Here is a 25,484-nt window from a genome sequence, read left to right as displayed (position 1 = left end):
GATACTTGGCTATATTTACAGCAATACATGTTTAACCATTAATTCGCGGTTAAGTTTTCAGCCCTTTAACTAAATAATCGAGCAATACCCGTACATTAGTGGCCACAAACTGCCTTTGTGGATATACGCCCCATACCCCTTCTTGCTGTGGTTGATAGGGTGTTAAAATAGGCACCAATTGCCCTGAGTTAATTTCGTTTTCAATGTAGTAGTCTGGGAGCTGCACAATACCAAGCCCCTTTTTTGCGCCATCCACCAGTGCCCAACCACTATTACACTGTAGCCGCCCTGCTATTTTAAAGTGTTTATCGCGCCCATTTTCGTTTACGCGCCAGTAGCTACTATTCCCAATTAAACATTCATGGCTGTTTAGCTCGCCTAAAGTATGCGGCTCACCAAATCGCGTTAAATACTGTGGTGCCGCGCACATAATAAAACGCCGCGCACTTAACCTACGCGCTTTTAAGCTCGAATCTTTTAAGTGCCCTAGCCTTATGGCTAAATCAAATCCGCCCTCTAATAAGTTTTCTTGCTCGTTACTTAGTGTGGCAACAACTTCTACCTCGGGATGATCCTTCATAAAATTATGCACTATGGGCATAATGAACGTTTCCCCATACATAACAGGGGCTGTGAGCTTAATTTTACCCTTTGGTGTACTTTGTTGCTGAGCAAGACCTTGAGTTGCCTCGTCCATAGCGTGTTGTAAGTGCTTTATTTGATGTAAGTACACTTCGCCTTCTTTGGTTAAAACCACTTTACGGGTTGTACGGGTTAAAAGCTGGGTATTTAAACGTTGCTCAAGCGCTGTAACATGGCGGCTAATATGCGCAACCGAAAGTCCAAGCGTTTTTGCAGCCGCAGTAAAGCTGCCCTCCTCCCCTACAGCTATAAACTCATCTATTCCATTCCAACGCGTCATTATTACCATGCTGTAAAAGTGTTTTAATAAAATTGAGATTATCATTGTTTGAGAAACAAATACAATAGCTACATTACCCAAGCAAATTGGGTCTACAATTATTATCTAACCACTACAAAGGATAAACACATGTCAGAATTTATTAAATCAAAAGCAGCTATTGCTTGGGGTCCTAATCAACCACTTAGCGTTGAAGAAGTTGATGTGATGATGCCTAAAAAAGGCGAAGTAATGGTAAAAATTACCGCTACTGGTGTATGTCATACCGATGCATTTACTTTATCAGGTGATGATCCTGAAGGTATTTTCCCTGCTATTTTAGGCCATGAAGGCGCAGGCGTTGTATACGCAATTGGCGAAGGCGTAACCAGTGTTGAAGTTGGGGATCATGTTATTCCTCTATACACTGCTGAATGTGGCGTTTGTAAAATGTGTACTTCTGGTAAAACTAACCTATGTTCTGCTGTGCGCGAAACTCAAGGTAAAGGCCTTATGCCAGACGGCACAACACGCTTTTTTAAAGACGGCCAACCAATATACCACTACATGGGTTGCTCAACGTTTTCTGAGTACACAGTGCTTCCAGAAATTTCACTCGCTAAAGTAAATAAAGAAGCCTCTTTAGAAGAGATTTGTTTACTAGGCTGTGGTGTAACAACAGGTATGGGCGCAGTAACAAACACTGCAAACGTAAAACCTGGCGACACAGTAGCAATTTTTGGCCTTGGTGGTATTGGTTTATCTGCCATTATTGGTGCAAAATTGGCAGGCGCTGGACGTATTATTGGTGTTGATATTAACACCACTAAATTCGATTTAGCGACAAAACTTGGTGCAACTGATTTAATTAATCCAAAAGATTTCGACAAGCCTGTTCAAGAAGTGATTGTTGAAATGACTGACGGTGGCGTTGACTACTCGTTTGAATGTATTGGTAATGTTGATGTAATGCGCTCTGCGCTTGAGTGTTGTCATAAAGGTTGGGGTGAGTCGGTAATTATTGGTGTAGCCGGTGCAGGCCAAGAAATATCAACCCGTCCGTTCCAACTGGTAACTGGGCGTGTATGGCGTGGTAGTGCATTTGGTGGCGTTAAAGGTCGCTCGCAACTACCTGAAATAGTTGAGCGCTACATGGCGGGTGAATTTGCGTTAAACGACTTTATTACTCATACAATGAGCCTTGAACAAATTAACGAAGCGTTTGATTTAATGCACGAAGGTAAAAGTATTCGTACAGTAATTCATTACTAATAAGCACTTAGTAAACGACTTAATAAAAAGCCGTAAAACCTAAAGGTTTGCGGCTTTTAAGGATTATTATGTTAGAGAATATCTCAAGTACAAAAGTAGCTGGTGGTTGGCATAAGCAATATACTCACCCTGCAACAAGTACACATTGCACTATGCGCTTTGCGGTGTTTTTACCACCAGGTGCAAGTGAAACAAACAAAGTACCGGTACTTTATTGGCTATCAGGTTTAACCTGTACCGACGAAAATTTTATGCAAAAAGCCGGTGCATTTAAAAAAGCAGCAGAGCTAGGTATTGCTATTGTGGCACCCGACACTAGCCCTCGTGGGGATAATGTTCCTAACGAAGACAGCTACGATTTTGCTCAAGGCGCTGGGTTTTATGTTAACGCGACACAAGCCCCTTACAACACTCACTTTAATATGTACGACTACGTAGTGAATGAATTACCCGCGCTTATAGAGCTGCACTTTCCAGTGACTAGCACAAAAGCAATTAGTGGTCATTCAATGGGCGGCCATGGTGCGTTGATGATCGCCCTTAAAAACCCACAGGATTATGTTAGTGCCTCGGCGTTTAGCCCTATAGTAAACCCTATTAATTGCCCATGGGGCGTTAAAGCGTTTACGGGTTATTTAGGAGCCGATAAAACAACATGGGCACAATACGACAGCTGCAAATTAATGGCTAAAGCTGAGCAAAGTAACTACTTGCCAATGTTAGTGAGCCAAGGCGATGCCGATAACTTTTTAGACGAGCAATTAAAACCACAAAATTTAGTGGCTGTTGCAAAACAAAAAGACTACCCACTGACCCTAGAAATGCAAACCGGGTACGATCATAGTTACTTTTTTATAAGCAGCTTTATTGACCAACACTTATTATTTCATCATCAGTTTTTAACTGCTTAGACTCATTAGTGTGTAGAGATGACTTTTCTACCTCTACACACTCTTTTAGACTTTTAGTGACCTGCCTACATACTTGCGTAGTAGTGCTTTCCCCTTTAACTAGGCTAACAAGAGCCGAATCTATCTTTAATCCCATATCAGTAAAGTTAAATCCGTTTTTATCTGTAGGTACTGGCTCTAGTGGGTTTTTATAAGGTGTTGACTGCGCCGGGCTAATACTATTTTTATCATTACGCGCCTGAGATTGTGCTTGCCCATCAATAATAGCGCCCGCAACTGTACAGCCAGAAAGGCAATAAAAAAACAAAAGTACAATAATTGTTTTCATCATTCATCCTAAACAAAATATTACCTAAATTGTATACGTTTTTTATTGTAACTCTGTAAAAAAATGTAAGTATTACTACCTAAAATCATTTATAAACTTTCTTGTAACACCCACCAGCTGCAATATAAAAAATGGTGATCCTAAATAACCTAAAATTTTATTAATGGTAGGTTGTAAGTGTTCTGTGAGAAATTCAGGAAATAAAAAAGCAAAAACAGATAACCCAGCGCAAAATAGTAACGCTGTTTTTTCAAGTTTAGTTGTTGTGATTAATGTTTTATTTAAAGGCAAAAGGTTCACATAGGTGTCTTTTAGGTATGATAAAAGAATACGGGGCTTTAAAACTCAGATCAAATTAACTATCGCGTAAAATAGTAATAAAAACATGTAAAAGTTTCCTCAATAATTTTTATTAAACTCAGCTTCCTATAATAAACCATTGATTATTAGTTATTTATACAATGGCCCGCTGTTTGCTTATTATTAACAAAATTAACCCGCATAGGCTCAATAATGGAAATTGATTTACAGTGGAATGAAATCATCGATAACTTAATACATTTAGGTATTGCATACCTACTTGCGCTACCTATGGCTTACGACAGAGAGCGTAGCCATGATGGTGCAGGCCTTCGTACATTTCCTCTTGTTGCTGTTGCATCGTGTGGGTATGCATTAATAGCTATGTCGGTTTTAGATGGCGCAGAAGCTCAATCTAAAATGTTACAAGGCATCATTACTGGCATTGGTTTTATTGGCGGTGGCGCAATTTTGAAAAATAACAAATCAACCTCCGGTACAGCAACCGCAGCCAGTATTTGGAATATGGGCTTAATTGGTATAGCTGTAGCCTATAGCCGTTACGAAATAGCCATTTTGCTCGCCATTATTAATTTTATAACGCTAAGGTATGTAAAAAAGTTTAAGTGATAATTAGCTGTATCATTACAAGTAATGCGAGCAAATATTGGTCGTATTACGTGTGTATAATCACTGGCAAAATATAAATACACGGTTTCAATTTGATACAATATAACATATGATAAATACAATTTTAAATCACTCTATATAGCTCTCTTATGCCGCTACCTTCAACCGATAACCGCTTACATCATATTGATATATTACGGGGCATTATAATTATATTTATGGTTATTGACCATGGTATGTATTATTGCCTTAATTACTCAGTTACCGATCCGATGACCATTCCAGGGACTGATCCCGTTACCTTTTTTACGCGTTTTGTTTCTCACTTTTGCGCACCACTCTTCGTATTCTTAGCAGGTCTATCTGCGGCAATAACAGAGCATAAATATGTATCCACTAAAGCATTTTCACAGAGCTTGATTATTCGTGGTTTAGTGCTAATTTTGTTTGAATTTACTATTGTTTCGTGGTCTTGGAGCTTTAACCCATTATACTCAATGCTATACGCACAAGTTATTTGGGCTATCGGCTGGAGCTTTGTTATTTTAGGACTGCTGCGTTTCCTGGGCATTTATGCCATTTTTGTAGCAGGCTTATTACTCGTGTTTGGGCATAATTTATTTGATGGAACAAGCTTTGAGCCTAATACATTTGCACATACTGCTTGGTCTATTGCACATCAAAAAAATGTACTTGATCTCCCTTTTGATTTTCAAATTAGAACAACCTACCCAGTTGCCCCCATTGTTGGCTTAATGGCATTGGCATATTGCGCTGGTGTTTATTACAAAGCGCAACAATACAGTAAAAAAGTGATGAATCACGCATTGTTATTAGGGGTTACTTGCCTTGCGCTTTATGGCATTTTACGTGGATTTAACTTATACGGTGATATGTCACAGTTTGCTATACATACAAGCTCATTACTCACTGTTATGTCGTTTCTAAACCCAACAAAGTATCCGCTTTCGCTGCAATTTATGTTACTTACTGTTGGCCTTGGGCTTATTTCTTTAAAGGCATTAAGTGGTTTAAAAACCGATTTTTCGCATAACTTTTTACAAGTACTGGGTAAAACAAGTATGTTTTCATACCTTGTGCATTTGTATTTATTACATGCTATTGCTTGGTTAATTATACCTATTCTTGGCTTTAATTTTAGCGATATGACCTACGCAGATACTCTCGTTGGTTTGCCTGAAGGTTATGGCATGAGTTACACAGCAACACTTTTATTTATAACCGTTGTAATAGGACTAACAACCCTACTCGCTAAGCGATACATTGTTTGGAAGCGAAGCCACAAACATAGCTTAATTGCTAAATATATATAGCGTTTATACAAATTAGCACAAAATAATAGACATTAAAAAAGGCGCTTAAAAAGCTGTCTCTTATACACAAATCCCTGCTAAGAAATTAGCGGGGATTTTTTTGAACTAAATCTCAATGTCATGATCAGATCTTCAAATCTTGTTTGAGGGCACATTATGATTAACGAACATACTCATTGGGCAAAACAACAATTCGGTAAATCGGACTTAGGTGATCCAAGAAGAACAGCGCGTCTGGTAAAGTTAGCATCAACGCTTGCAAATGAACCAGGAAAACCACTTGTGAACATCACTCAATCCCCCGCCGATATGGAAGGTGCCTACCGCTTTATTCGCAACGAGAATATTGACGCAACGGCTATAGCAGAGTCAGGCTTTAAAGCCACGGTTGAACAAGCAAAAAGTCATAACTTATTGCTCGCATTAGAAGACACGACCACACTAATTTATAAGCATTCCTCCATTCGAGATGATTTGGGTCATGTCGGACGAGGAGCAAAACAACGAGGCTTGTTAGCTCATAGCGTATTACTGTTTGCGCCAGACACAAAGCAAGTTGTGGGATTAATTGAACAGTCTCGCTGGAGTCGTGATATCAACACGATTGGAAAAAGAGAAAAACACGCGACGACTTCTTACGAAGAAAAAGAAAGTTACAAGTGGGAGTCAGCGTCACGAGCGATGGCAGAGCGGCTGCAAGGACAAATGGCGAACGTGATATCGGTGTGTGACCGCGAAGCGGACATCTACGAATACTTGCAGTATAAACTGACCGAGCAGCAACGATTCGTCGTACGCTCGATGCAAAGTCGTCATATTGAAGAAGGTGAGGATAAGCTCTATGCGTTTGCAAGCGAGCTGATGAGTGCAGGCACCAAACACATCCACATTGCACAAAAAGGAGGAAGAAAAGCCCGAAGCGCAACACTGGATATCACCTATGCGCCAGTGACACTCAAAGCGCCTTACAATAAGAAAGGACACTCCCTCCCAGTTTACTATGTCGGCTGTACAGAGCGAGGAAACGCTAAGAACGGCTTAAGCTGGCACCTATTAACCAGTGAACCAGTCACCAGCAAAGAAGACGCCTTAGCTATCATCACCTACTATGAGCACCGTTGGCTTGTAGAGGAATACCATAAAGTCTGGAAAAGTGATGGTACGGATATCGAAAGTTTACGCCTTCAAAGCCAAGATAACATGGAAAGATTGGTGACGATTAATGGCTTTATTGCGACGCGAATATTGCAACTAAAGTTCACCAATGAGCAGCCTGATTCTCCAAGTTGTGAACAACTGTTATCTCCCAAAGCATGGAAGTTATTGTGGTTAAAGAGAATAAAAACACCATTGCCTGAAACTGCTCCAAATATGTCATGGGCGTATCAGGAACTGGCAAAGTTAGGAGGCTGGAAAGATACCAAGCGCACAGGGCGTGCATCTGTGAAAGTGTTATGGAAAGGATGGCTTAAGTTACAAGCCATCCTGGAAGGCTACGATTTAGCAAAATCTCTTGAGTCAGACTTGTGATCAAGAGACAGCTTAAAAAGCGCCTTGCTAACAAGTATGTGTGCTTAAAACATATCTTGATAGGAGTTTGTTGTGCTAAACGTAATTGCTTTTTCAAAGCCTGGTAAATGAATACTTTGCTCGTCTATTACAATGTCGTTGTCGTCAATAAGTCCGTCGCCAAAGCGATAAATAAGCTCGTACTGGCCTAAATCTGCTTGCGTTTGATACGTTTTCTGCGAAGCGCTAACCACACTATTTTTCTGTGTGTAACTAGTCATAACATCATCGCCATGGCGCTTAGCAAGCATTTGCATTGTTACTTTTGGTGAAAGTACGGTAGCTGTTGCATTGTTACCGCCAAAGCCTTTTGAATTTATAAAAGCAATATCCATATCAGCGCACTCGTAATGGCTATTACGAATATCAAGATGGTCGCTATAAACATCATCAGCCACTTTATCAATAGTGGTAATACCCGGCATAATATTATGACTAAATATGCCTAACGCAATCGCTAACTGGTCACCACTTGCAGGTGCAATAGTATGGCCAACATACGCTTTTGGCGCTGTTACTTTCCAGTTATCAATAGCAAACGTTTGCGCTACTTTGTGATAAATCAAAGACTCTGTTACACGGTTTTGCGGTGTACTAGAACCATGAGCTAAAATAAAGCTACGTTCTTGCAGTGCTTCTTTACCTAATAAGCTGCTAGCAAGTGCGGCTGATTTTGCCATTGTAATATAGTTACCAGGTCCAGGTGATGTAATCGACTTTTTAACGCCATCTGCATTTACAAACACATCCGGTACGCTGCCCATAATATCAGCGCCCAACTCAAGGGCTAAAGCATCATCCATTAAAATAGCAACTTGCGCGCCTTCACCTAATGTAAAGCCACAGTTATCGCCAAATGGGCGGCTGCTATTACGGTAATCAGGTTCTTCATCATTTGATAAGTTATCTAAACGGCGCAAACCTTCAACGTTTGCAAGTGCGCTCATGTTACCAAAGCCTTCTACAACTTCTGGTGTAATAGCACACTCAACACTTGCGACAACCGCAACGCGTGTACGCCCTGCTTGTATGTCATTAACCGCTGCACGTAAATTATATAAAAACGTTGCACATGCGCCCGAGGTCGAAAACGTAGTACCTACATTGCCCGTAACATAGGCATTAATAAAATCGGTAGACATTGTATTTAAGCCCAGTGCTAACTGCTTAGTGCTAACACGGTCGCCTTGTTGGCGCGCTTTTACTAAACCACCTAGGCCTTTGTCGTCCATTTGGCCAATTACCGATGCTGAATAGGTACCAATTTTATCTGGCTCTACGCTATTCATAATATGCTGCCAATCAAGCCCAGTTGATTTAATCGCATCAGTAGCTGCAAAAATAGTGGCTTGCAAACCACGAGGCTGATAGCGGCTGTTATACATAACTGATGGATCAAACCCAGTCGGAAATTGCCCAGCAGATTTAATTGGGTTATCGCGTGTTGAGTCATGCTTTACGTCTAAGTCGGCTGCAATAGTTACTTTAACTTTTTTGCCTTCAAGCTCTTCAACTTGCCAGCTAGCTGGAACAGGTGCAGGTAAGTCGCGAGCACGCGTTTCAAACACAATTGCGTTATCGCTTGATGCGCTCAGTGTCATTTTTTGCTGCCACGGTGTGGCATCGGCATCAAAGTGTTCTTTTTCAATTTTACGAATAAGTGTACCGGCAATAATCTGCTCACCAAAGCGTGCTTCTATGTCGCTTTGCTCAACATTATTACCTTGTGTATCTTGTAATTGGCCGTTTACAACACTTACTAGATTCATCAGTGTGGCGAGGCCTAAAAATGTTTCACTGCGATCTTGAGCATTTAAACTATTTAACACGATACGGCGATAACCTTGATGAAAAGAAGTACGGCCAGCAGCGTTAATGCCACCCATGCCTACTATAACGGGTAATGCAGTCATAATTTACCTTTAAAAAGCGTGTTATTAGAAGAACAGGCAGTTTAAATGGATTACGCACTATGTATTGTGCTTTAATAGCCAAATATTCAGCACAAAAGGCCAAAACGTACTGGTCGGAGCATTTATATGACTGAAAAAAACACTAATCCACCATTAAACATTGCTATAGCGGTTTATCCGCACTTATTAGTTACCAGTTTAACGCTGCCTATTGAGATGTTAAGAGCTGGCGAAGCCTTTGCTAGAGGCCATATTGATAAGCAAAGTTTTAGACCGCTTGCTATAAATTTAGTGGCTAAAAATGCTGAATCTATAGCTACTCGCGTAGGCCTTGCGATAATTCCTGATTGCATAACAACTAATGCGCCCTACAGCGATTTAATTATAGTGCCTGGTATTTGGCGAAACCCACGCCCTGTAGTGCGTACAAATCAAGACGTAGTTGATTGGCTAAGCGAGAGCTTTAGCGCAGGCAGCCATATAATTGGTGTAGGCACTGGCAACTGCTTAGTAGCTGAGGCTGGCTTACTTGATGGGCACCCTGCTACAACCCATTGGCACTACGCCAATCAATTTAGCCACGACTACCCGTTAGTGCGTTTAAAACCCGACTTTTTTATAACCCAGTCAGAACGCATGTACACCGTAGCAAGCCTTAATGCCCTTGCAGATGTGATCGTACATATTATTAGTCAGTATTATGGCAAAGCTGCAGCGCAGCATGTTGAGCGCAATTTTTCCCATGAAATACGTAAACCCTACGAAGATCAACGCTATCTCGAGGGTGCAGTTGACCGCCACCCCGATGAGCTAATTGCGCAAATTCAATTTTGGCTAAAAACGAATTTAGCCACCGAGCTAAACTTGCAAGAAGTCGCTGCCCAATTTAGCTTAAGCTATCGTACTTTTACGCGGCGCTTTAAAGCAGCTACCAACCAAAGCCCTATTGAGTATTGGCAACAGTTACGCGTAGAAGGTGCTAAAGAGTTGCTCGCTTCGTCAAATTTATCAATTCAGGAACTAGCGTTAGAAGTAGGCTATAATGATCAAGGTCATTTAACGCGAATATTTAGAAAAATATTGAACCAAACACCCAGTGAGTATCGTAAAGTAGTGAGAAAAAAATTGTTTGGTTAATACTTTAAAAACAAGCCAAGCTACTGTATTAATATAAACCATTAACTAAAACACAAGGAAGTTGGAAATATGCATGTAAATTTTAGTGAAAATTTACTATTAGATATTGAAGCAGAGACTGATCTCAAAATTAGACTAACTCGCTTGCTAGCACTTATTCGTAAACACCTTGATATGGACGTTGCTTTTATTTCTGAGTTTAAAGACTCTAAACGTATATTTAAATTAGTAGATACCAAACGCCCTAACGAGATTGTAAAAGTAGGTAATTTTGATCCCATAAACGAAACCTACTGTAATAGATTAGCCAATAATGAACTAGATAATATAATACCTGACACCAGTAAAAATAGTATAACCCGCGATATGCCGGTTACTAAAAAGCTTAATATTGGCGCTTATATTGGGGTGCCAATTACCTTATCTAACGGCGATATTTATGGCACATTTTGTTGCTACAACGAGCAAAAAGACGACACATTAAACAAGCGTGATCTGGCGTTTTTAAATTTAATTTCAGATCTGGCTTCACAGCTTATTGATACACAAATACAAGACAATGAAGCAAAACAAATTATTAAATCTAACGTACTTAATATTATAAACACAAACAAGATTGAAATTTACTACCAGCCTATATATAGCTTAAACACAAATAAAGTTTCGGGTTACGAATCCTTGTCTCGCTTTTTTGTTGAGCCCTATAGAACACCTAACATTTGGTTTGATGAAGCAGCACAGTTTGGTTTAGGTGAAGCCCTAGAAATGTTGGCAATAAACAATGTTTTAGGCAATATGAGTCATTTCAATAAAGAGGTGTATGTGTCAATTAACACCTCTCCAGAGCATATACTAAGTGGTGCCGTTGCCAATGCATTAGCTGCTATTTCTGATTGCAGCAATATAGTATTGGAGGTAACCGAACACTCTCCTATTGCCAACTACAATGAAATGTTAACGGCACTCGCGCCACTGCGTAAAAAAGGCATACGCCTAGCTATAGACGATGTTGGTGCAGGGTATTCTTCTTTTCAGCATATTTTGGAGCTACAAGCAGATATTATTAAGCTTGATATTAGCCTTACCCGAAACATTAATAGCGACCGTCGAAAATATTTATTAGCTAAAGCATTATGCGGATTTGCTAAAGACATTGGTTGTAATATTATTGCCGAAGGCATAGAAACACTAGAAGAAATAAACACCCTCCGCAAACTAAATGTCGATAAGGTTCAGGGCTATTATTTAGGCCGCCCACAAGCACTTTGCGATGCTTTAGTGCATCAAAAATTAGTATTAAGTTAGTTATAAACTTAATTATAAAAACGCCACTTTATAAGTGGCGCTCTGTTTCATTTTCGCTCTTGCGATAATAGCGCTTTGAATAAATTTTAACTTTAGTGTGCACACCTTTACTTAAGCTTTTAAACTTAGCTTCAAGCACATCAACACCGTATAAAATACCGACCACCAGCACAGAAAGCTTAATAGCTGCGCCCAAGTTTTCGGTGGCTATCATTACGCCAATAGATGCCAGCACCCAAATAGTTGCTGCCGATGTTACTCCTACCACAGCGCCGTCTTTAGCTAGCATTACGCCTGCGCCCAAAAAGCCAATACCAGTAATTATTTGTCCCACTACGCGAGAGTGGTCAATTACATCGCCTTGTAAATTAAACGCGGTCGATAAAAATAAATAGGTACCTAAAGTAATTAACGCAGAAGTACGAATACCCACAGGTTTGCCACGTAATTGGCGCTCAATACCAATAATAGCGCCACAAAATGCCGCTGTACCAATTGCAGCCCATGAGTACGGGGCTACATCAATTAAATCTAAAAAAGTCACTGTTAACCTTATATTTTATTAGCTATAGCCACCGCCGTTCTTAAACGTTGGCTACCAAACGCTGACATTTTACTAAAATCACTTCGCGCAATAGGTACATATTGGCAATCTATTGCGAGCTGTTTGTCGTTACCGGGCTCACAAAATGGATCGTGAACATACACGCAGTGCTCATCAAGGTGCGTAACACACACCCAGTGTGGCGATTTTTTACCATCAAAACTGTATGTACTAATTAATAACAGCACACTAAAGCCTTTACTTAACCACTGCTCAATATGCTCAAGCTCTACATCTTTATGCTTAAGCGGTATATTTGCTTGCGCTATACCATCTACAAATTGCTGGTGTACGGTAGCTAACACCATTTTTTTGTTCTCGTTACGTACACCATCTAAAAACAAAGGCTCTGTGGTATTAACCATTACCTCGCTTTTAAAACCCCGCTTGTTAGCGGCAATTGCCAAACCAAACGGGTGGCAACCACCGTGACCCGAGGTCATAAAAATGGTGGTACCTTCACGCCAAAGTGCCAGCTCATGTGATTGAGTAAGCTCAGTTGTTGGCTCAAGTGCACCCATTGCCATTAATAGCGCAGCAGGCCCACAAGTAAACTCGGTAGTTTGCTGATACCACGGCGTTAAACGCGCCACTTTTAACTCACTCGTTTGTCGAATGTTTTTTTGCATTCGTAGTGCGTCACTGTGGTCATCGTAATAATCGCTATATTGACCAAACACTCTGTAACCTAAGCTTTTATAAAGCCCTATCGCACCTTCGTTATTTACAGCCACTTCTAAACGAAGGTAAATACGCCCTCGCTCATACGTTTCTTTTTCAAGGCTAGTAAGCAATGCCTTTGCAACGCCCTTACCTTGCATTGTGGGTTTTACCGCGAGCGAATATAAACGCGCTAAACGCGTCCCTTTATGGCACCACACTAATCCATATCCACATACTTGCTCGCCATTTTGGGCAACGAGTAAAATACCGTGTTTTGCACTAAGCCAGCGTTTTAGACTACGCGGACTTAATTTATCGTTATTAAAGCAAGCATTTTCAACGTCAATCAGTGCATTTAAATCACTGCTAAGCGCCTTTCGAATAACAAGGTTGCTCATGTTATTACCCACGGCCTCGTGCTTCTAAGCGTTGTTTAAACTCATCCATAATGATCATGTATAGCTCGTCGCCTAAATAGCCGTCTTCTACTTTGTGATCAATACTTGGGTTGTCGTTTACTTCAAGTACATATGCTTTGCCTTGATGCTCTTTAACATCTACGCCATATAAACCCCTACCCACTGTTTTACATGCTTTTAATGCTGCATCTAACACCGCTTTTGGTAACTCAAAGGTTGGTAATGTTTCAAAGCCACCTGAGAAAAAACGTTTCGCGTCGTGGTTATAAATTTGCCAATGGTTACGCGCCATTAAATAGCGGCATGCATAAATTGCACGGCCATTTAACACACCCACTCGCCAATCGTATTCGGTATACATGTACTCTTGTGCAAGCACTAATGCGCTATATTCAAACAGCTCTGTAAGCTTAGCGGCAAGCTCATCACGGTTTGATACTTTAAACACACCTTTTGAGAACGACCCTTCAGGCATTTTTAAAACAAGCGGATACGTAAACGCTTCTTCTAATTGCGCAAGCGTTTCATTTGCTTGATCAGCCACTACAACCGTTTTTAAACTTGGCACTTTTTGATAATTAAATGCATCGTGTAAATACACTTTATTACAACAACGTAAAATAGACTCAGCATCGTCAATAACCACTAAACCCAGGCTTTGCGCTTTGCTTGCAAGGCGATACGTTGGGTGGTCAATCGCTGTAGTTTGGCGAATAAATAACGCATCAAACTGGGCAATGTTATCAATTTCGTCAAAGCTTAATGCTTGTGCATAAATACCGTGTTTAGCCGCAGCTTTAATAAAGCGTGCAATGGCGTCTTTATCACTCGGTGGCACCTTTTCATTGTGATCAACAAGTATTGCCATATCCCAGCGAAAACGACGTCGCTCCGCAGTAATACGCCATTGCGTTTGGGTAAAGTTATTCAACTTAGCTACAAAATCGCTGTACTGTTGCTCATCTAATGACGATAACGACCCTTGTTGTAATAAGCCTTGTTCATCAACAAATAAAATAGGCGCTGGGTATTGTTTAAATACCGACTTTGCCGCTTTTGATTGTAAATCGTTTTGGGCACTACCAAAGTAAAGTGTGCCGTCTATTTGGCCCACATTTAACATAGGAGCTTGGCCACTACGAAGTGCATTAATGGTTTTTACACTGGGTAAAACTTGGTGCTTGCGCGCCTCAGCAAGTAACGAGCAATAGTAACCTTTGCTCAAGTATTGGCTTGAGTCGCACAGATTAATAATGCGTGTTTTTGGTTCGTTATGTTTTGGGTAATCACGTAAGTAGGTATTAAACGTAATTACATTTTCGAACGATTGAGCAAGCGTTTGCTCGTTGTTATCAACCACAATTAAGGTTTTAAACACGACTTTTCCTAGTTAAGTCAAAATATAAAAAGCATGCTTAATAAAATACTAAGCATTATAAATAGAAACACCCATCGTACTAAGTGGGCATTGCGCGAATCACTTAATATGATGGGTGCTTTAACAGGTACCTACTGTACGAGTTAGCGCTTAAATTGCTTAAGCGACATGTGCTTTATATGCCCTTTTTTAAAAACGCACAAACGAGATATTTTTAGCGTGAAGATGAAAAATATTGATTAACTAATAATGCAGATTAAAATACGCAAAACAATATCTTATGAGAGTTAAAAATGTCGCTGCCTGCTTGCCCAAAATGCCAATGTGAATATGTTTACGAAGACCAACAACTGCTTATATGCCCTGAATGCGCTTATGAATGGAACCCAAATACTGCACACGATGAAGACGCAATTTTAGTAAAAGATGCCAACGGCACTTTACTTAATGATGGCGATAAAGTGACCGTAGCCAAAGATTTAAAAATTAAAGGCAGCTCGCAAGTAATTAAAATTGGCACAAAAGCGGTAGTTAGACGTGTACTTGATAAAAAAGATCATGAACTTGATTGTAAAGTAGATGGCATTGGCGAAATGATGGTAACAGCGAAGTTTGTGAAAAAAGCTACCTAAAATTGGATATTTAAAATATAGGATGTTAGATGAGATGTTTGGATGGCTTTTTAATAATTGCTTCTTATAATAATTAGTATGAGGGTCATACTAATTTCACTCAGGGATTACCTACTTGTTAGCTGTATATTACGTTAGCAACAAAAATTTTCGTAAGTCTCGCTCTTGCCTCATTACGTGCAAAATATATACTTTATCGTTATCTTTTTTGTAAAATATACGACAAGGATTCACGACCAGTTCAAGATAATTTAGGTTAGCTAACTCAATTGGTTTTTTACCTGATTCTGGAAAGAGTTCGAGACGTTCAACTTTTGCAAATATTTTGGCAACCAATTTTTTCGCTGACTGCAAGTTGCTTAATGCGATATATTCAGCAATATCGTTAAGATCATTCAAAGCTGGATTAGTCCAAATTATTTCAGCCATTTATTCATTTTATCTTTAGCTTCAACATTCGACATCGTTTCACCACGACTTATTGCCTGCTCTCCTTTTGCAAGAGACTCAAGAATTTGCATACGCTTTTGCATAAATTCATAATCATCAACATCTACTAAGTATGCAGATGGTTGCCCATGTTCAGTTATCAACACAGGTTCTTTAGAGGAATGAAGTTCAGATAATATCTTCGTTGCTTGACGCTTCAATGTTGTGACTAGTTCTACTCTCATAATAATCCCCAAACAAATGTATCACTATAGTAGCACCGAGTAGCCAACTTGGGAAATACAACAAACGAGGCTGTAAAACCACTAAAATCAATTAAAAAGGGAGCACCTAACGTCAACCCTGCTCATTTTTAAACTATTAGGTACTTCTCATTATATGCCTTTGTACAAATTGAAATACACACCACGTTACGCTATAAAACATAGCTGTAGGTTGGATAAATGGCAAAGCTATGCCATCCGACAATTAATTTATGATTATAAATAAGCGATTATTACGTTGGCATAGCTTTTTCAGATGGTGTTCTCTTAAAAAACCAAAGCTTTATAAAATCTCTACCACAACATATTCGTGGGCTTTACCTGCAATTGTTAACGTAATTTCATCATAAATCTGTTTATTTAGTAACTGCTTACCCATTGGTGCGCCGGGTGTTACAACAGCAATTGCGTGCTGTTTAACGTTTACTGTTAAACCACCAGCGGCTGGGCCTAAATAAAACCATTTTTGCGCTGCGTTATCATCTTCTAAACACACCAGCGAACCGATAGCTATTTTGTCGGTTGGCTTTTCGTTAAAGGCAGGCTCAAACAACTCTATGCTTTTATAGCAATCGTTTACGCGCTGGGCTTGGCCTTGTGCTAAATAAGCGGCTTCGAGCCCTAGGGTATCGTATTTATTTTCGGCTATGTTTTCTTCATGTGTGGCGGTGTCGTGCGCAGTTTTTGCCGCTACTTTTGCTGTTGTAAGCTGCGCTTCTAGCGCAAAGCGAAGATGTTCGATAACGTGGGTTTTATTCATGGGGATTAGTACAATACAGGCTGTAAAAATAAGGTAGCTAGTTTAACATTTTTGCTAGGCTTAAAACCATTGTTTTAAACCCCGCAAATTTGTTGGGAATAATAGCGGGGTATAAATAAGCATTAAACTAACAAAGAGCCGCTGATTGGTTGGTACAGCTCTTTGCTTATGCTTTATTAAAAACCTTATGGCATATCTAATAATGTTTGCGTGTGGACATCTACTTTAACTTCGTAGTTTTTAGCGCTTAAGCCCAATAGCTCCGGCAAGGTTGCCGCTATACAAATAGACGAGAACGTACCCACTACAATGCCGGTAAATAATGCAATAGCAAAACCTTGCAGTGGTGCGCCTGCAAGTAGCCAAACGCTGGCAACCGTTGCAAGTGTGGTGCCCGACGTTATTAAAGTGCGTGTTAGTGTGCTTTTAATCGCATTATTAATAATAGTCGCAGGGCTAAGTACATTGTTTGATTGAACACGTAAAAGCTCGCGTACTCTATCCCCTACTATTATTGAGTCGTTAAGTGAGTAACCAATAATAGCCAGTAAGCTTGCCAGCACGGTTAGGTTAAACTCAATTTGTAATAGTGAAAATAATCCAAGTACGAGTATTAAATCATGCACTAGCGCAACCACAGAGCCAACAGCTAAACGCCATTCAAAACGCACTGCAAGGTAAAGCATTACCGCAATCATTGCAGCAAACATGGCTAAACAGCCTTGATCAAATAACTCATCGCCCACTTGTGAGCCAATATAAGCTGACGATAATACCTGTGCGTTTATATCATCGTTTTGTGTAACAGCACTTTGCCAATCAAGGCTATTAGCTGTGGCTGATGCACTTGGCGCTTCTCTTAATTGAAAATGGCTATTACCTTGCGCGGTTAGCTCAAACTCACCGTTGTGATTTTTAGCAATAAACGATTGAAGCTCTTTTAGTTCAACACTTTGGCTGGTTGTAAACTCAGTTAAATAGCCGCCGGTAAAGTCTAAGCCGAAATTTAAACCTTTTTGCGTAAGCGTAAATACGGATAGCAACACTAACATGGCGCTTAAAAGCATGCCTATAAAACGTAAACGTGTACCCTTTTCACCTTTCAAAAAAGTGTTAAGCATGTGCTTTTACTCCTGCTTTTTTACCCATTTTTAAATACAACGTTTGACTTAATATTTTTGATACGTACACACCTGTAAATACAGACGTTAAAAGTCCCAGTGCTAATGTAATGGCAAAACCTTTAACCGGCCCATAGCCTATGCCGTATAAAATAAGTGCGGTGATCATGGTGGTTATATTGGCATCAAATATTGTATTTGCGGCTTGTTTATAACCCTCTTGAATAGCTTGATATGGTGCACGGCCTTGGCGACGTTCTTCTTTAATGCGTTCAAATATTATTACGTTAGTGTCTACCGCCATACCTATGGTTAACACCAGGCCTGCAATACCCGGAAGCGTTAACACAACCCCTGGTAATAATGACATTAAGCCCACAAGCGACGTTAAATTTAATATAAGTGCCACGTTTGCAATAAGGCCTAAACGACGATACCAAAGCGCCATAAATGCAAGCGTAATACCCATGCCTAACATAAGCGCGGCTAAGCCATTACTAATATTTTCGCTGCCGAGACTTGGCCCTATTGTTTGTTCGTGCACAATTGTAACGGGCGCTGTAAGCGAGCCTGCGCGAAGTAACAATGCCAGATCGGCTGCCGCTTGTTGGCTTTTCATATTGGTAATACTAAAACGCGAACTTAAATGCTGAGCAATATTGGCAACGTTAATAACTTCGCTTTTTTTAACGACTTCGCCTTTAGCTTTTTGAGAGTACTCAGAGTAAACCGTCGCTATTGGCTTACCAATATTGGCTTTTGAAAACGCCGACATTGCATCCCCGCCTTGGCCGTCTAGGCTTAGCTGTACCAATGGTTTACCCCAATCGTCGCGGCCTATGTTTGCATTATTAATATGATCGCCTGTAAAAATTGGCACAGGATCGAGCTTTATGGTCCCGCCCGATTGCATATTAAATGTTTGCCCGCCAATTTCTTTTAATTGATAAAAGCCAAGCGATGCTGTTGCACCAATAATACGTTTTGCTTCGGTTGGATCTTGCACGCCCGGTAGCTCTATACGAATGCGATGTTTTCCTTGTTGCTGTGTTACCGCTTCGGTAATGCCTAACTCTTCAATACGTGAACGAAGGGTTGTGAGTGTTTGCCCCATTACTTCTTTATCAAAGCTGCTTCGGCCTTGCTCCGAATAACTAAATTTGGCAGTTTTAACGCTGCCGTTATTGCTTGTTACAACGGCTAAATTGGCAAATCGGCTTTGTAGCTCTTCAATAACGGGGGTTAACTTGTCTGTTGCATTAGGCAATGCGTTTATTTCAAACCCGTGCTGAGTTTGCTGCGCTTTTACGCCATGTGCTTTTTGTTTAATAATGATTGATTTAGCTTGTTGATACGCACTGACTAACTGCTCATCAACGGCTTTATCTAAATCTACGTCTAGTACAAATAGCACACCGCCATTTAAATCAAGGCCCAGCTTTATTGGTGATAAACCAAAATCTTGTAACCATGTAGGGCTGGTTGCATGCTCAACAATTTTAACTTGCGTGTTTGGGTATTGCGCTTTTATAGCCGCTTGCGCCTGAGCGCTTTTAGTTGGCTCGTTTAAAAGTACATTAATAGTTGATTGCTTATCTAAGCCCTGATCAACCTCTAACCCTTGGTTATTTAAAAAAGTAACTAAGGTTTTAGTGCTTGGTAAAGATTGTGTTTCGCTGTGCGGCACGGCACTGATATGCAACCACGATTTATTTGGATATAGGTTTGGTAATGCGCTAATAGCTAATAAAACCAATACTATTAGCATGGCGATATAGCTTAATTTAAACTTAGCCGTAGACGGCTTTTTATCTTTTTTAAAACTTAACATGTTTAATCCTTATTGCCAGCAAAGCTAGCAACGTACTTTTTAAAAGCACAATTAATCTGCAGGCTAAAACTTTAAAGTTAAAACCTAATAAAATTAAATAAGGGAAATTAAGCGTGGTAGGTAGTTACAGCTTTGTAGAGTAAATTAACGTCTTTCCAGCCACTCAAGCGCGACTTTTTACTATTAGTTACAAACGTATACCAAGGTTGTATACGGTTAACGGCTCTCGGTCGTAAAAATATATGCCTAACAAGATTTTGAGCAAAAAATTCAAAAACCATATCGTATTCTGGCTCACTTTGAACAGTGTGCAAAAACAATGAAGAATTATTGGCAGTTAACCTTGGTTGGTGCGCGTCAAAATCGGTTTGATGCGTTTTTTTATGTTGCGAAGTATCTACAGACTTACTAATAGGCTGTATTTTAGTTAAATCGGCAATATCAGTAAGCGAAACCTGCGTACTAATATTGATATTTAAATTTTGTGAGGCGCCCATAGCATTGCTCTGCACACTAAAAAGTGCAGCAAGTAGCAAAAAGGCAGTTAAAAACACTCTAAATTTAAACATTCACGTTTTAAAACTAAAATAAGGGATGCGTAGTATATAAGGGCAAGCATTTAAAATACAATGCTTATTAATTAAGTATTTAGTTTTAACAGAGATCACTAATGCGCCCCAGACAAAGCACAGAAAAACGACCAGACGCCATGAATTTACGCCAAAATGTAAAAACACTGTGGCCCTACCTTACAAAATTTAAAGGCCGTGTTTTTATTGCACTTATGGCGCTTATAGGCGCAAAAGGTGCCACACTTTTAATGCCTTGGGCGCTTAAAGAAATAATAGACTCTGTAGATAAGTCGATTAACCCACTGTTAGTTATTCCTGCTTTATTGCTATTGATGTACGGTGGACTGCGTTTTGCTAGCGTATTTTTAGGTGAGGTAAGAGATGCTGTATTTTCGCGCGTAACCGAGCACGCCATGCGTGATATTGGTTTAAAAGTATTTAAGCATTTGCACTCACTTGAGCTGGCTTTTCATTTAGATAGGCAAACCGGTGGCATTAGCCGCGATATAGAACGTGGTACAAGCGGGTTAAGCTTTTTAATGCGTTTTTTAATGTTTAACATTGTACCTACTTTATTTGAAATACTGACCGTTGCGATTATTTTTGGCACGTTGTTTTCTGTTTGGTTTGCGCTTATTACATTATTGGCAGTCGCTATTTATATTACCTTTACTGTGGTGGTTACTCAGTGGAGAAACCGCTTTATTCGCGAAGCAAACGCTGCCGACAATCAAAGTAATACCCGCGCTATAGACAGCCTACTTAACTATGAAACTGTAAAATATTTCAATAATGAACAGTTTGAAGCTAAAACGTACGACACCTTTTTAGCAAACTGGGAAAAAGCCCGTTTAAAAAATAGAATGTCGTTGCTCGCCCTCAACTCAGGCCAAGCACTTATTATTGCCTGTGCTATTACCGCGTTAATGTGGTTGGGCTCAACCGAAGTAGTTGCAGGTACGCTCTCTATTGGTGAACTTGTGATGATCAACGCGTATATGATTCAGCTATTTTTACCGCTTAACTTTTTAGGTTTTGTGTACCGCGAAATAAGGCGCGCGCTAACCGACCTTGAAAACATGCTTGGGCTACTTAACAAAAAACCTCAAATAACCGATGCACTTAATGCTAAAGAGCTCAGTATTAGCCAAGGTGAAATTGCATTTAAAAATGTAAGTTTTAGTTACGATGCGCATCGCCCTATTCTTAATAACCTTAGCTTTAGTGTTAAAGCAGGCAGCAAAGTAGCCATTGTTGGTGCCAGTGGAGCTGGTAAAAGCTCATTAGCCCGACTGCTGTATCGTTTTTATGATGTAAGCGGTGGTGAAATTAGTATTGATAATCAAGCAATAAACTCAGTAACACTTAATAGTTTACGAAAAGCCATTGCAATAGTCCCGCAAGATACTGTGCTGTTTAACACTACTATTCGTGAAAATATTGCTTACGGCAGGCCATCAGCAAGCGATGCTGAAATTGACGAAGCCATTGCAATGGCGCACTTAAAAGACTTTATAGCGACACTTGATAAAGGCGATAAAACGCTGGTTGGCGAGCGTGGTTTAAAAGTATCTGGCGGCGAAAAACAGCGTATTGCTATTGCGCGCGCTATTTTGAAAAAGTCCCCTATTTTAATTTTTGATGAAGCAACATCTGCACTCGATTCTCATTCTGAGCAAGCAATACTTGCTGCAATGCGTGAAGTTGCCAGTAACCATACGAGTATTGTTATTGCTCATCGCCTTTCTACTATTACCGATGCAGACACCATTATTGTGCTCAAAGCCGGACAAATTATTGAGCAAGGTAAGCACGATGAGTTACTTACTCTCGCCGGAGAATATGCCCGTATGTGGGAGCTTCAGCATAAAAAATAAATAGTGCGTAACCCCTCTTAGCTCGTATACTTTCAAGTATTCGAGCTAAATAAAGCGTTTATAGAACCTATTAGCCTTTCTCTTTTCTCCTATATTAGTTTTATCGAGCACTGTGGTGATTCACCTCAAAAGATTTGTTTGTCTGATTAATATCAATAACAATCGATAAGTTAAATATTCGTAACAATAAAAATACTTCACTGCAGCTTAAATTCAATCAGTGATACTCAGGAGTAAGTAATGAAAAAGAGTTTAATTGCCGCAGCATTAGCTGCCACATTTATTACCGGTTGTTCAGAACCGCAAACAACAAAAACAGACGAACAACAACCTAAAGTAGCCACTGCAGCAGTGACACAAAAAGCAGAGTTAGGTAATTTTGGTGTTGACCTAACAGCGCGTAACGAAGCTGTTAAACCAGGCGATGACTTTTTTATGTATGCCAGCGGCACATGGTATGACAACTACGTAATGCCTGCAGATAAAACCCGCTACGGTGCATTTTCAGGATTAGCTGAGCGAAGCGAAGGCGATGTTAAAGCTATTATTGAAGAAATAGCCGCACGTAAAGATTTAAACGCAGAAGAAAAACTCGTTGCTGATTTTTACAACGCCTACATGGATACCGAAACACTTAATAAACTAGGTGTGGCGCCTATTAAGCCATTGTTAAGTGAAATTAATGATATAGCGTCGACCGACGATTTAGCTGAAATGTTTGGTAAGTCTTGGTTAACCGGTAATAAAGCCCCTTTTGGCGGCGGCATGTGGTTTAATCGGCTAGACCCTAATAAATATGAAATGTCACTAGGTGCTGGTGGTTTAGGTTTACCAGATCGTTCTTACTACCTTGAAGACGCTGAGCGCTTTGTTAAAACCCGCACAGCTTATGTTGCTCACATTGCTGATATGCTTGAGTTTGCAGGAGTAGAAAATACCGCTGAGCGCGCTCAAGCAATTGTTGATCTTGAAACCAAAATTGCACAAGGTCATTGGCCCCGTGAAAAGCGCCGTAATCGCGATTTAACGCTAAACCAAATTGAACGCGCCGATTTAAGCACTACTTATCCTGGTTTTAACTGGGATTTATATTTTGCGCAAACAGGTTATAAAGTACCTCAGTTAAATATCTCTCAACCTGAACCTATAAAAGCGATGATTGAGCTAATCAATCAAGAAGATATTGCAGTATGGAAAGACTACCTAACGTATCACGCTATTAGCGGTAACGCAGGTTTACTGTCAGAAGACGTATTTAATACTAACTTTGCTTTTTTTGGTAAAGAACTAAACGGACAGCAAGAGCCTCGCCCTCGTTGGAAACGTGCAATCAGTGAAATGTCGGGTACAAGTTCGCTTGGTTTTGCTATTGGTAAAATATACGTAGCACGTTACTTTCCTGAGTCATCAAAACAACAAATGTCAGAGCTGGTTGAAAACCTTCGTACAGCCCTTGGTGAACGTATTGATAACCTAGAATGGATGGGCGATGAAACTAAAGTAAATGCGCGCGCTAAACTGGCTGCATTTGTACCAAAAATTGGTTACCCCGATGTATGGCAGTCTTATGAAGGTTTAAGTATTACTAAAAACGATTTGATTGGTAATGTGAAAAACATGCGTGAATTTTTTCATGCAGAAAGTGTTGAAAAAGAGCTACAAAAAACAGACCGTAACCGCTGGGGCATGACGCCACAACGCGTAAACGCTTACTACAATAGCTCGTTTAATGAAATTGTATTTCCGGCTGCGATATTACAACCGCCGTTTTTCGATCCAAATGCCGATCCGGCTGTAAACTATGGCGGTATTGGCGCTGTAATTGGTCACGAAATGGGTCATGGATTTGACGATCAAGGTTCAAAATCAGACGAAAACGGTGTGCAACGTAACTGGTGGACTGATGCTGACCGCGCTGCATTTGACAAAAAAGCCGATCAACTGGCTGCGCAGTACAGTAAATACGAGCCAATAGAAGGTAACTTTGTTAATGGTCGAAATAGCCTTGGCGAAAACATTGGTGATGTAGGTGGGCTATCAATGGCTTATCACGCGTACAAGCTCAGTTTAAATGGTAAAGAAGCGCCTGTTATTGACGGCGTTACTGGCGATCAGCGTTTCTTCCTTGCGTGGGCACAAGTATGGAAAGAAAAACGTACTGAGCAAAGCATGCTTAACCAACTGCGTGGTGGCACACATGCCCCAGGTCGCTTTAGAGCACAAGCGCCGCGTAACCATGATGCATGGTACAAAGCGTTTGATGTAAAACCAGGCGATGCGTTATACCTTCCTGAAGATGAGCGTGTACGTATTTGGTAAGTAACACTTACTTTTTATTACTTAGTAAGGCAACCTGTTATACAGGTTGCTTTTTTATTGAATTAAATTTACACATAATAGATATAATTCCAACGTCTAGAACCCTCGATGATCCCATTAATAAAATACAGTTTACATGGCTTTTAAACGTTACCGATTTAATCTGTTTTAATACTTACTAGCCCTTGAATGCATTTACCTTTAGAATACGCATTATAATTTTATTCTATTATTTACATATATTAAGGCGAAACGCAGATGGGAAGAGCTTACCAAAACAAAAAAGATTCAATGGCTAAGACTGCGGGTGCTAAAACTAAAGTTTATTCTAAGTACGGCAAAGAAATTTATATTTGTGCAAAAAACGGCGGTGTAGATCCAGATGGTAACTTATCATTGCGTCGTTTAATTGAACGCGCTAAAAAAGACCAAGTACCAGCACACGTTATTGACCGCGCAATAGACAAAGCAAAAGGCGGCGGCGGTGAAGACTACGCAGCAACACGTTACGAAGGTTACGGCCCTGGTAACTGTATGATTATTGTTGACTGTTTAACAGACAACAACAAGCGTACCTTTGCTGATGTACGTGTTTGTTTTACCAAAGCAAATGCTAAAATTGGCGCTCAAAACTCTGTTTCACACTTATTTGATCACCTTGCTATTTTTGTATTTGACGGTGATGACGACGAAGCAGTACTTGAAGCTCTTATGATGGCTGATGTTGATGTAACTGACGTAGAAGTAGATGACGGTAAAGTTACTGTTTTTGCTCCTCACACAGAGTACAACAATACACGTACAGCGCTTGAAGAAATGGGCGTGACTGAATTTGACGAAGACCTAATTAGCTTTGTGCCACAAATTGAAACGCCGATTGAAGGCGAAGACGTTGAAGTTATGGAACGCTTTTTAGCAATGTTAGAAGATTGCGACGACGTACAAAACGTTTACCATAACGCGCAATTCTAAAGAGCAATTTAGTAAGTTAGAAC

General features: G+C 40.1%; 24 protein-coding genes. 11 read left to right on the top strand and 13 right to left on the bottom strand.

Features of this window, described 5'->3' with window-relative positions; translation table 11 throughout:
* Positions 1-49 precede the first annotated feature (49 nt).
* On the bottom strand, positions 50-922 hold the full coding sequence (locus tag RB214_RS07740; protein ID WP_309168742.1) for a LysR family transcriptional regulator: 873 nt from the start codon (positions 920-922) through the stop codon (positions 50-52).
* A 129-nt stretch (positions 923-1,051) separates the two neighbouring features.
* On the opposite strand from RB214_RS07740, the gene RB214_RS07735 reads away from it, so the two are divergent.
* Both RB214_RS07735 and fghA read left to right on the top strand, forming a co-directional pair.
* Complete coding sequence (locus tag RB214_RS07735) at positions 1,052-2,173, top strand: S-(hydroxymethyl)glutathione dehydrogenase/class III alcohol dehydrogenase (RefSeq protein WP_309168740.1); 1,122 nt, start codon at positions 1,052-1,054, stop codon at positions 2,171-2,173.
* 68 nt (positions 2,174-2,241) lie between these two features.
* Positions 2,242-3,084, top strand: a complete 843-nt coding sequence (gene fghA / locus RB214_RS07730) for an S-formylglutathione hydrolase (protein WP_309168739.1) — start codon at positions 2,242-2,244, stop codon at positions 3,082-3,084.
* Here the strand turns inward: fghA and RB214_RS07725 are convergent.
* The gene (locus RB214_RS07725) at positions 3,038-3,412 is read right to left on the bottom strand and encodes a hypothetical protein (protein WP_008134020.1); all 375 of its coding nucleotides are present in this window, start codon (positions 3,410-3,412) and stop codon (positions 3,038-3,040) included. The two genes, fghA and RB214_RS07725, sit on opposite strands and share 47 nt — an antisense overlap.
* Positions 3,413-3,487: 75 nt before the next feature.
* Complete coding sequence (locus RB214_RS07720; RefSeq protein WP_309168738.1) at positions 3,488-3,712, bottom strand: hypothetical protein; 225 nt, start codon at positions 3,710-3,712, stop codon at positions 3,488-3,490.
* A 213-nt stretch (positions 3,713-3,925) separates the two neighbouring features.
* Here RB214_RS07720 and RB214_RS07715 point away from each other — a divergent pair, with 213 nt between their 5' ends.
* The 3 genes from RB214_RS07715 to RB214_RS07705 all read left to right on the top strand — a co-directional run bounded on the left by RB214_RS07715 (position 3,926) and on the right by RB214_RS07705 (position 7,206).
* The gene (locus RB214_RS07715; protein ID WP_002960738.1) at positions 3,926-4,342 is read left to right on the top strand and encodes an MgtC/SapB family protein; all 417 of its coding nucleotides are present in this window, start codon (positions 3,926-3,928) and stop codon (positions 4,340-4,342) included.
* Positions 4,343-4,491: 149 nt separating this feature from the next.
* A complete protein-coding gene (locus tag RB214_RS07710) occupies positions 4,492-5,676 on the top strand; it encodes a heparan-alpha-glucosaminide N-acetyltransferase domain-containing protein (RefSeq protein ID WP_309168737.1) in 1,185 nt (394 codons plus the stop codon).
* A gap of 156 nt (positions 5,677-5,832) precedes the next feature.
* On the top strand, positions 5,833-7,206 hold the full coding sequence (locus RB214_RS07705) for an IS4 family transposase (RefSeq protein ID WP_024598303.1): 1,374 nt from the start codon (positions 5,833-5,835) through the stop codon (positions 7,204-7,206).
* 44 nt (positions 7,207-7,250) lie between these two features.
* Here the strand turns inward: RB214_RS07705 and RB214_RS07700 are convergent, their stop codons facing one another.
* Entirely contained in the window at positions 7,251-9,158 is a 1,908-nt protein-coding gene (locus RB214_RS07700) for a beta-ketoacyl synthase (protein ID WP_309168736.1), read from the bottom strand.
* 126 nt (positions 9,159-9,284) lie between these two features.
* Between RB214_RS07700 and RB214_RS07695 the strand changes: the two genes are divergently transcribed.
* A complete protein-coding gene (locus RB214_RS07695) occupies positions 9,285-10,295 on the top strand; it encodes a helix-turn-helix domain-containing protein (protein ID WP_309168735.1) in 1,011 nt (336 codons plus the stop codon).
* A 69-nt stretch (positions 10,296-10,364) separates the two neighbouring features.
* Complete coding sequence (locus RB214_RS07690) at positions 10,365-11,600, top strand: EAL domain-containing protein (protein WP_309168734.1); 1,236 nt, start codon at positions 10,365-10,367, stop codon at positions 11,598-11,600.
* A 28-nt stretch (positions 11,601-11,628) separates the two neighbouring features.
* Here RB214_RS07690 and RB214_RS07685 read toward each other — a convergent pair whose 3' ends face one another.
* From RB214_RS07685 to RB214_RS07675, 3 genes are read right to left on the bottom strand one after another with little or no spacing between them, the layout of a single operon-like run.
* Positions 11,629-12,144, bottom strand: a complete 516-nt coding sequence (locus RB214_RS07685) for an MgtC/SapB family protein (RefSeq protein WP_024605988.1) — start codon at positions 12,142-12,144, stop codon at positions 11,629-11,631.
* Between the two features lie 8 nt (positions 12,145-12,152).
* A complete protein-coding gene (locus RB214_RS07680) occupies positions 12,153-13,265 on the bottom strand; it encodes a GNAT family N-acetyltransferase/peptidase C39 family protein (RefSeq protein WP_309168733.1) in 1,113 nt (370 codons plus the stop codon).
* Between the two features lie 4 nt (positions 13,266-13,269).
* Positions 13,270-14,664, bottom strand: a complete 1,395-nt coding sequence (locus tag RB214_RS07675) for a RimK family protein (RefSeq protein WP_309168732.1) — start codon at positions 14,662-14,664, stop codon at positions 13,270-13,272.
* A 293-nt stretch (positions 14,665-14,957) separates the two neighbouring features.
* Here RB214_RS07675 and RB214_RS07670 point away from each other — a divergent pair, with 293 nt between their 5' ends.
* Positions 14,958-15,296 carry a zinc ribbon domain-containing protein YjdM gene (locus tag RB214_RS07670; protein ID WP_309168731.1) on the top strand — a complete coding sequence of 113 codons (339 nt, stop codon included), beginning with the start codon at positions 14,958-14,960 and terminating at the stop codon, positions 15,294-15,296.
* A gap of 129 nt (positions 15,297-15,425) precedes the next feature.
* Here RB214_RS07670 and RB214_RS07665 read toward each other — a convergent pair whose 3' ends face one another.
* The 6 genes from RB214_RS07665 to RB214_RS07640 form a co-directional block, all read right to left on the bottom strand.
* Positions 15,426-15,725, bottom strand: coding sequence for a type II toxin-antitoxin system RelE/ParE family toxin (locus RB214_RS07665; protein WP_309168730.1), 300 nt, complete (start codon positions 15,723-15,725; stop codon positions 15,426-15,428).
* Positions 15,713-15,970 carry a type II toxin-antitoxin system Phd/YefM family antitoxin gene (locus tag RB214_RS07660; protein WP_010555056.1) on the bottom strand — a complete coding sequence of 86 codons (258 nt, stop codon included), beginning with the start codon at positions 15,968-15,970 and terminating at the stop codon, positions 15,713-15,715. The genes RB214_RS07665 and RB214_RS07660 overlap by 13 nt, the downstream gene beginning before the upstream one ends.
* Positions 15,971-16,292: 322 nt before the next feature.
* Positions 16,293-16,769 carry a GreA/GreB family elongation factor gene (locus RB214_RS07655; protein WP_096792984.1) on the bottom strand — a complete coding sequence of 159 codons (477 nt, stop codon included), beginning with the start codon at positions 16,767-16,769 and terminating at the stop codon, positions 16,293-16,295.
* A gap of 185 nt (positions 16,770-16,954) precedes the next feature.
* Positions 16,955-17,890, bottom strand: coding sequence for a protein translocase subunit SecF (gene secF / locus RB214_RS07650; protein ID WP_165724116.1), 936 nt, complete (start codon positions 17,888-17,890; stop codon positions 16,955-16,957).
* On the bottom strand, positions 17,883-19,721 hold the full coding sequence (gene secD, locus RB214_RS07645; RefSeq protein ID WP_309168729.1) for a protein translocase subunit SecD: 1,839 nt from the start codon (positions 19,719-19,721) through the stop codon (positions 17,883-17,885). Before secD ends, secF begins: the two co-directional genes overlap by 8 nt.
* A 107-nt stretch (positions 19,722-19,828) precedes the next feature.
* Positions 19,829-20,290, bottom strand: coding sequence for a hypothetical protein (locus tag RB214_RS07640; RefSeq protein ID WP_309168728.1), 462 nt, complete (start codon positions 20,288-20,290; stop codon positions 19,829-19,831).
* A gap of 101 nt (positions 20,291-20,391) precedes the next feature.
* Between RB214_RS07640 and RB214_RS07635 the strand changes: the two genes are divergently transcribed.
* The 3 genes from RB214_RS07635 to RB214_RS07625 all read left to right on the top strand — a co-directional run bounded on the left by RB214_RS07635 (position 20,392) and on the right by RB214_RS07625 (position 25,461).
* Entirely contained in the window at positions 20,392-22,170 is a 1,779-nt protein-coding gene (locus RB214_RS07635) for an ABC transporter ATP-binding protein/permease (RefSeq protein ID WP_309168727.1), read from the top strand.
* Between the two features lie 240 nt (positions 22,171-22,410).
* On the top strand, positions 22,411-24,489 hold the full coding sequence (locus RB214_RS07630) for a M13 family metallopeptidase (RefSeq protein ID WP_309168726.1): 2,079 nt from the start codon (positions 22,411-22,413) through the stop codon (positions 24,487-24,489).
* A gap of 258 nt (positions 24,490-24,747) precedes the next feature.
* Positions 24,748-25,461, top strand: a complete 714-nt coding sequence (locus RB214_RS07625) for a YebC/PmpR family DNA-binding transcriptional regulator (RefSeq protein ID WP_002959761.1) — start codon at positions 24,748-24,750, stop codon at positions 25,459-25,461.
* Positions 25,462-25,484: the final 23 nt, after the last annotated feature.

Source organism: Pseudoalteromonas sp. HL-AS1 (genome assembly GCF_031198785.1).
In the GTDB taxonomy this organism is placed as follows: domain Bacteria; phylum Pseudomonadota; class Gammaproteobacteria; order Enterobacterales; family Alteromonadaceae; genus Pseudoalteromonas; species Pseudoalteromonas distincta.
Note: the sequence above shows the minus strand (reverse complement) of the source record. Positions and strands in the feature narration are given on the sequence as shown.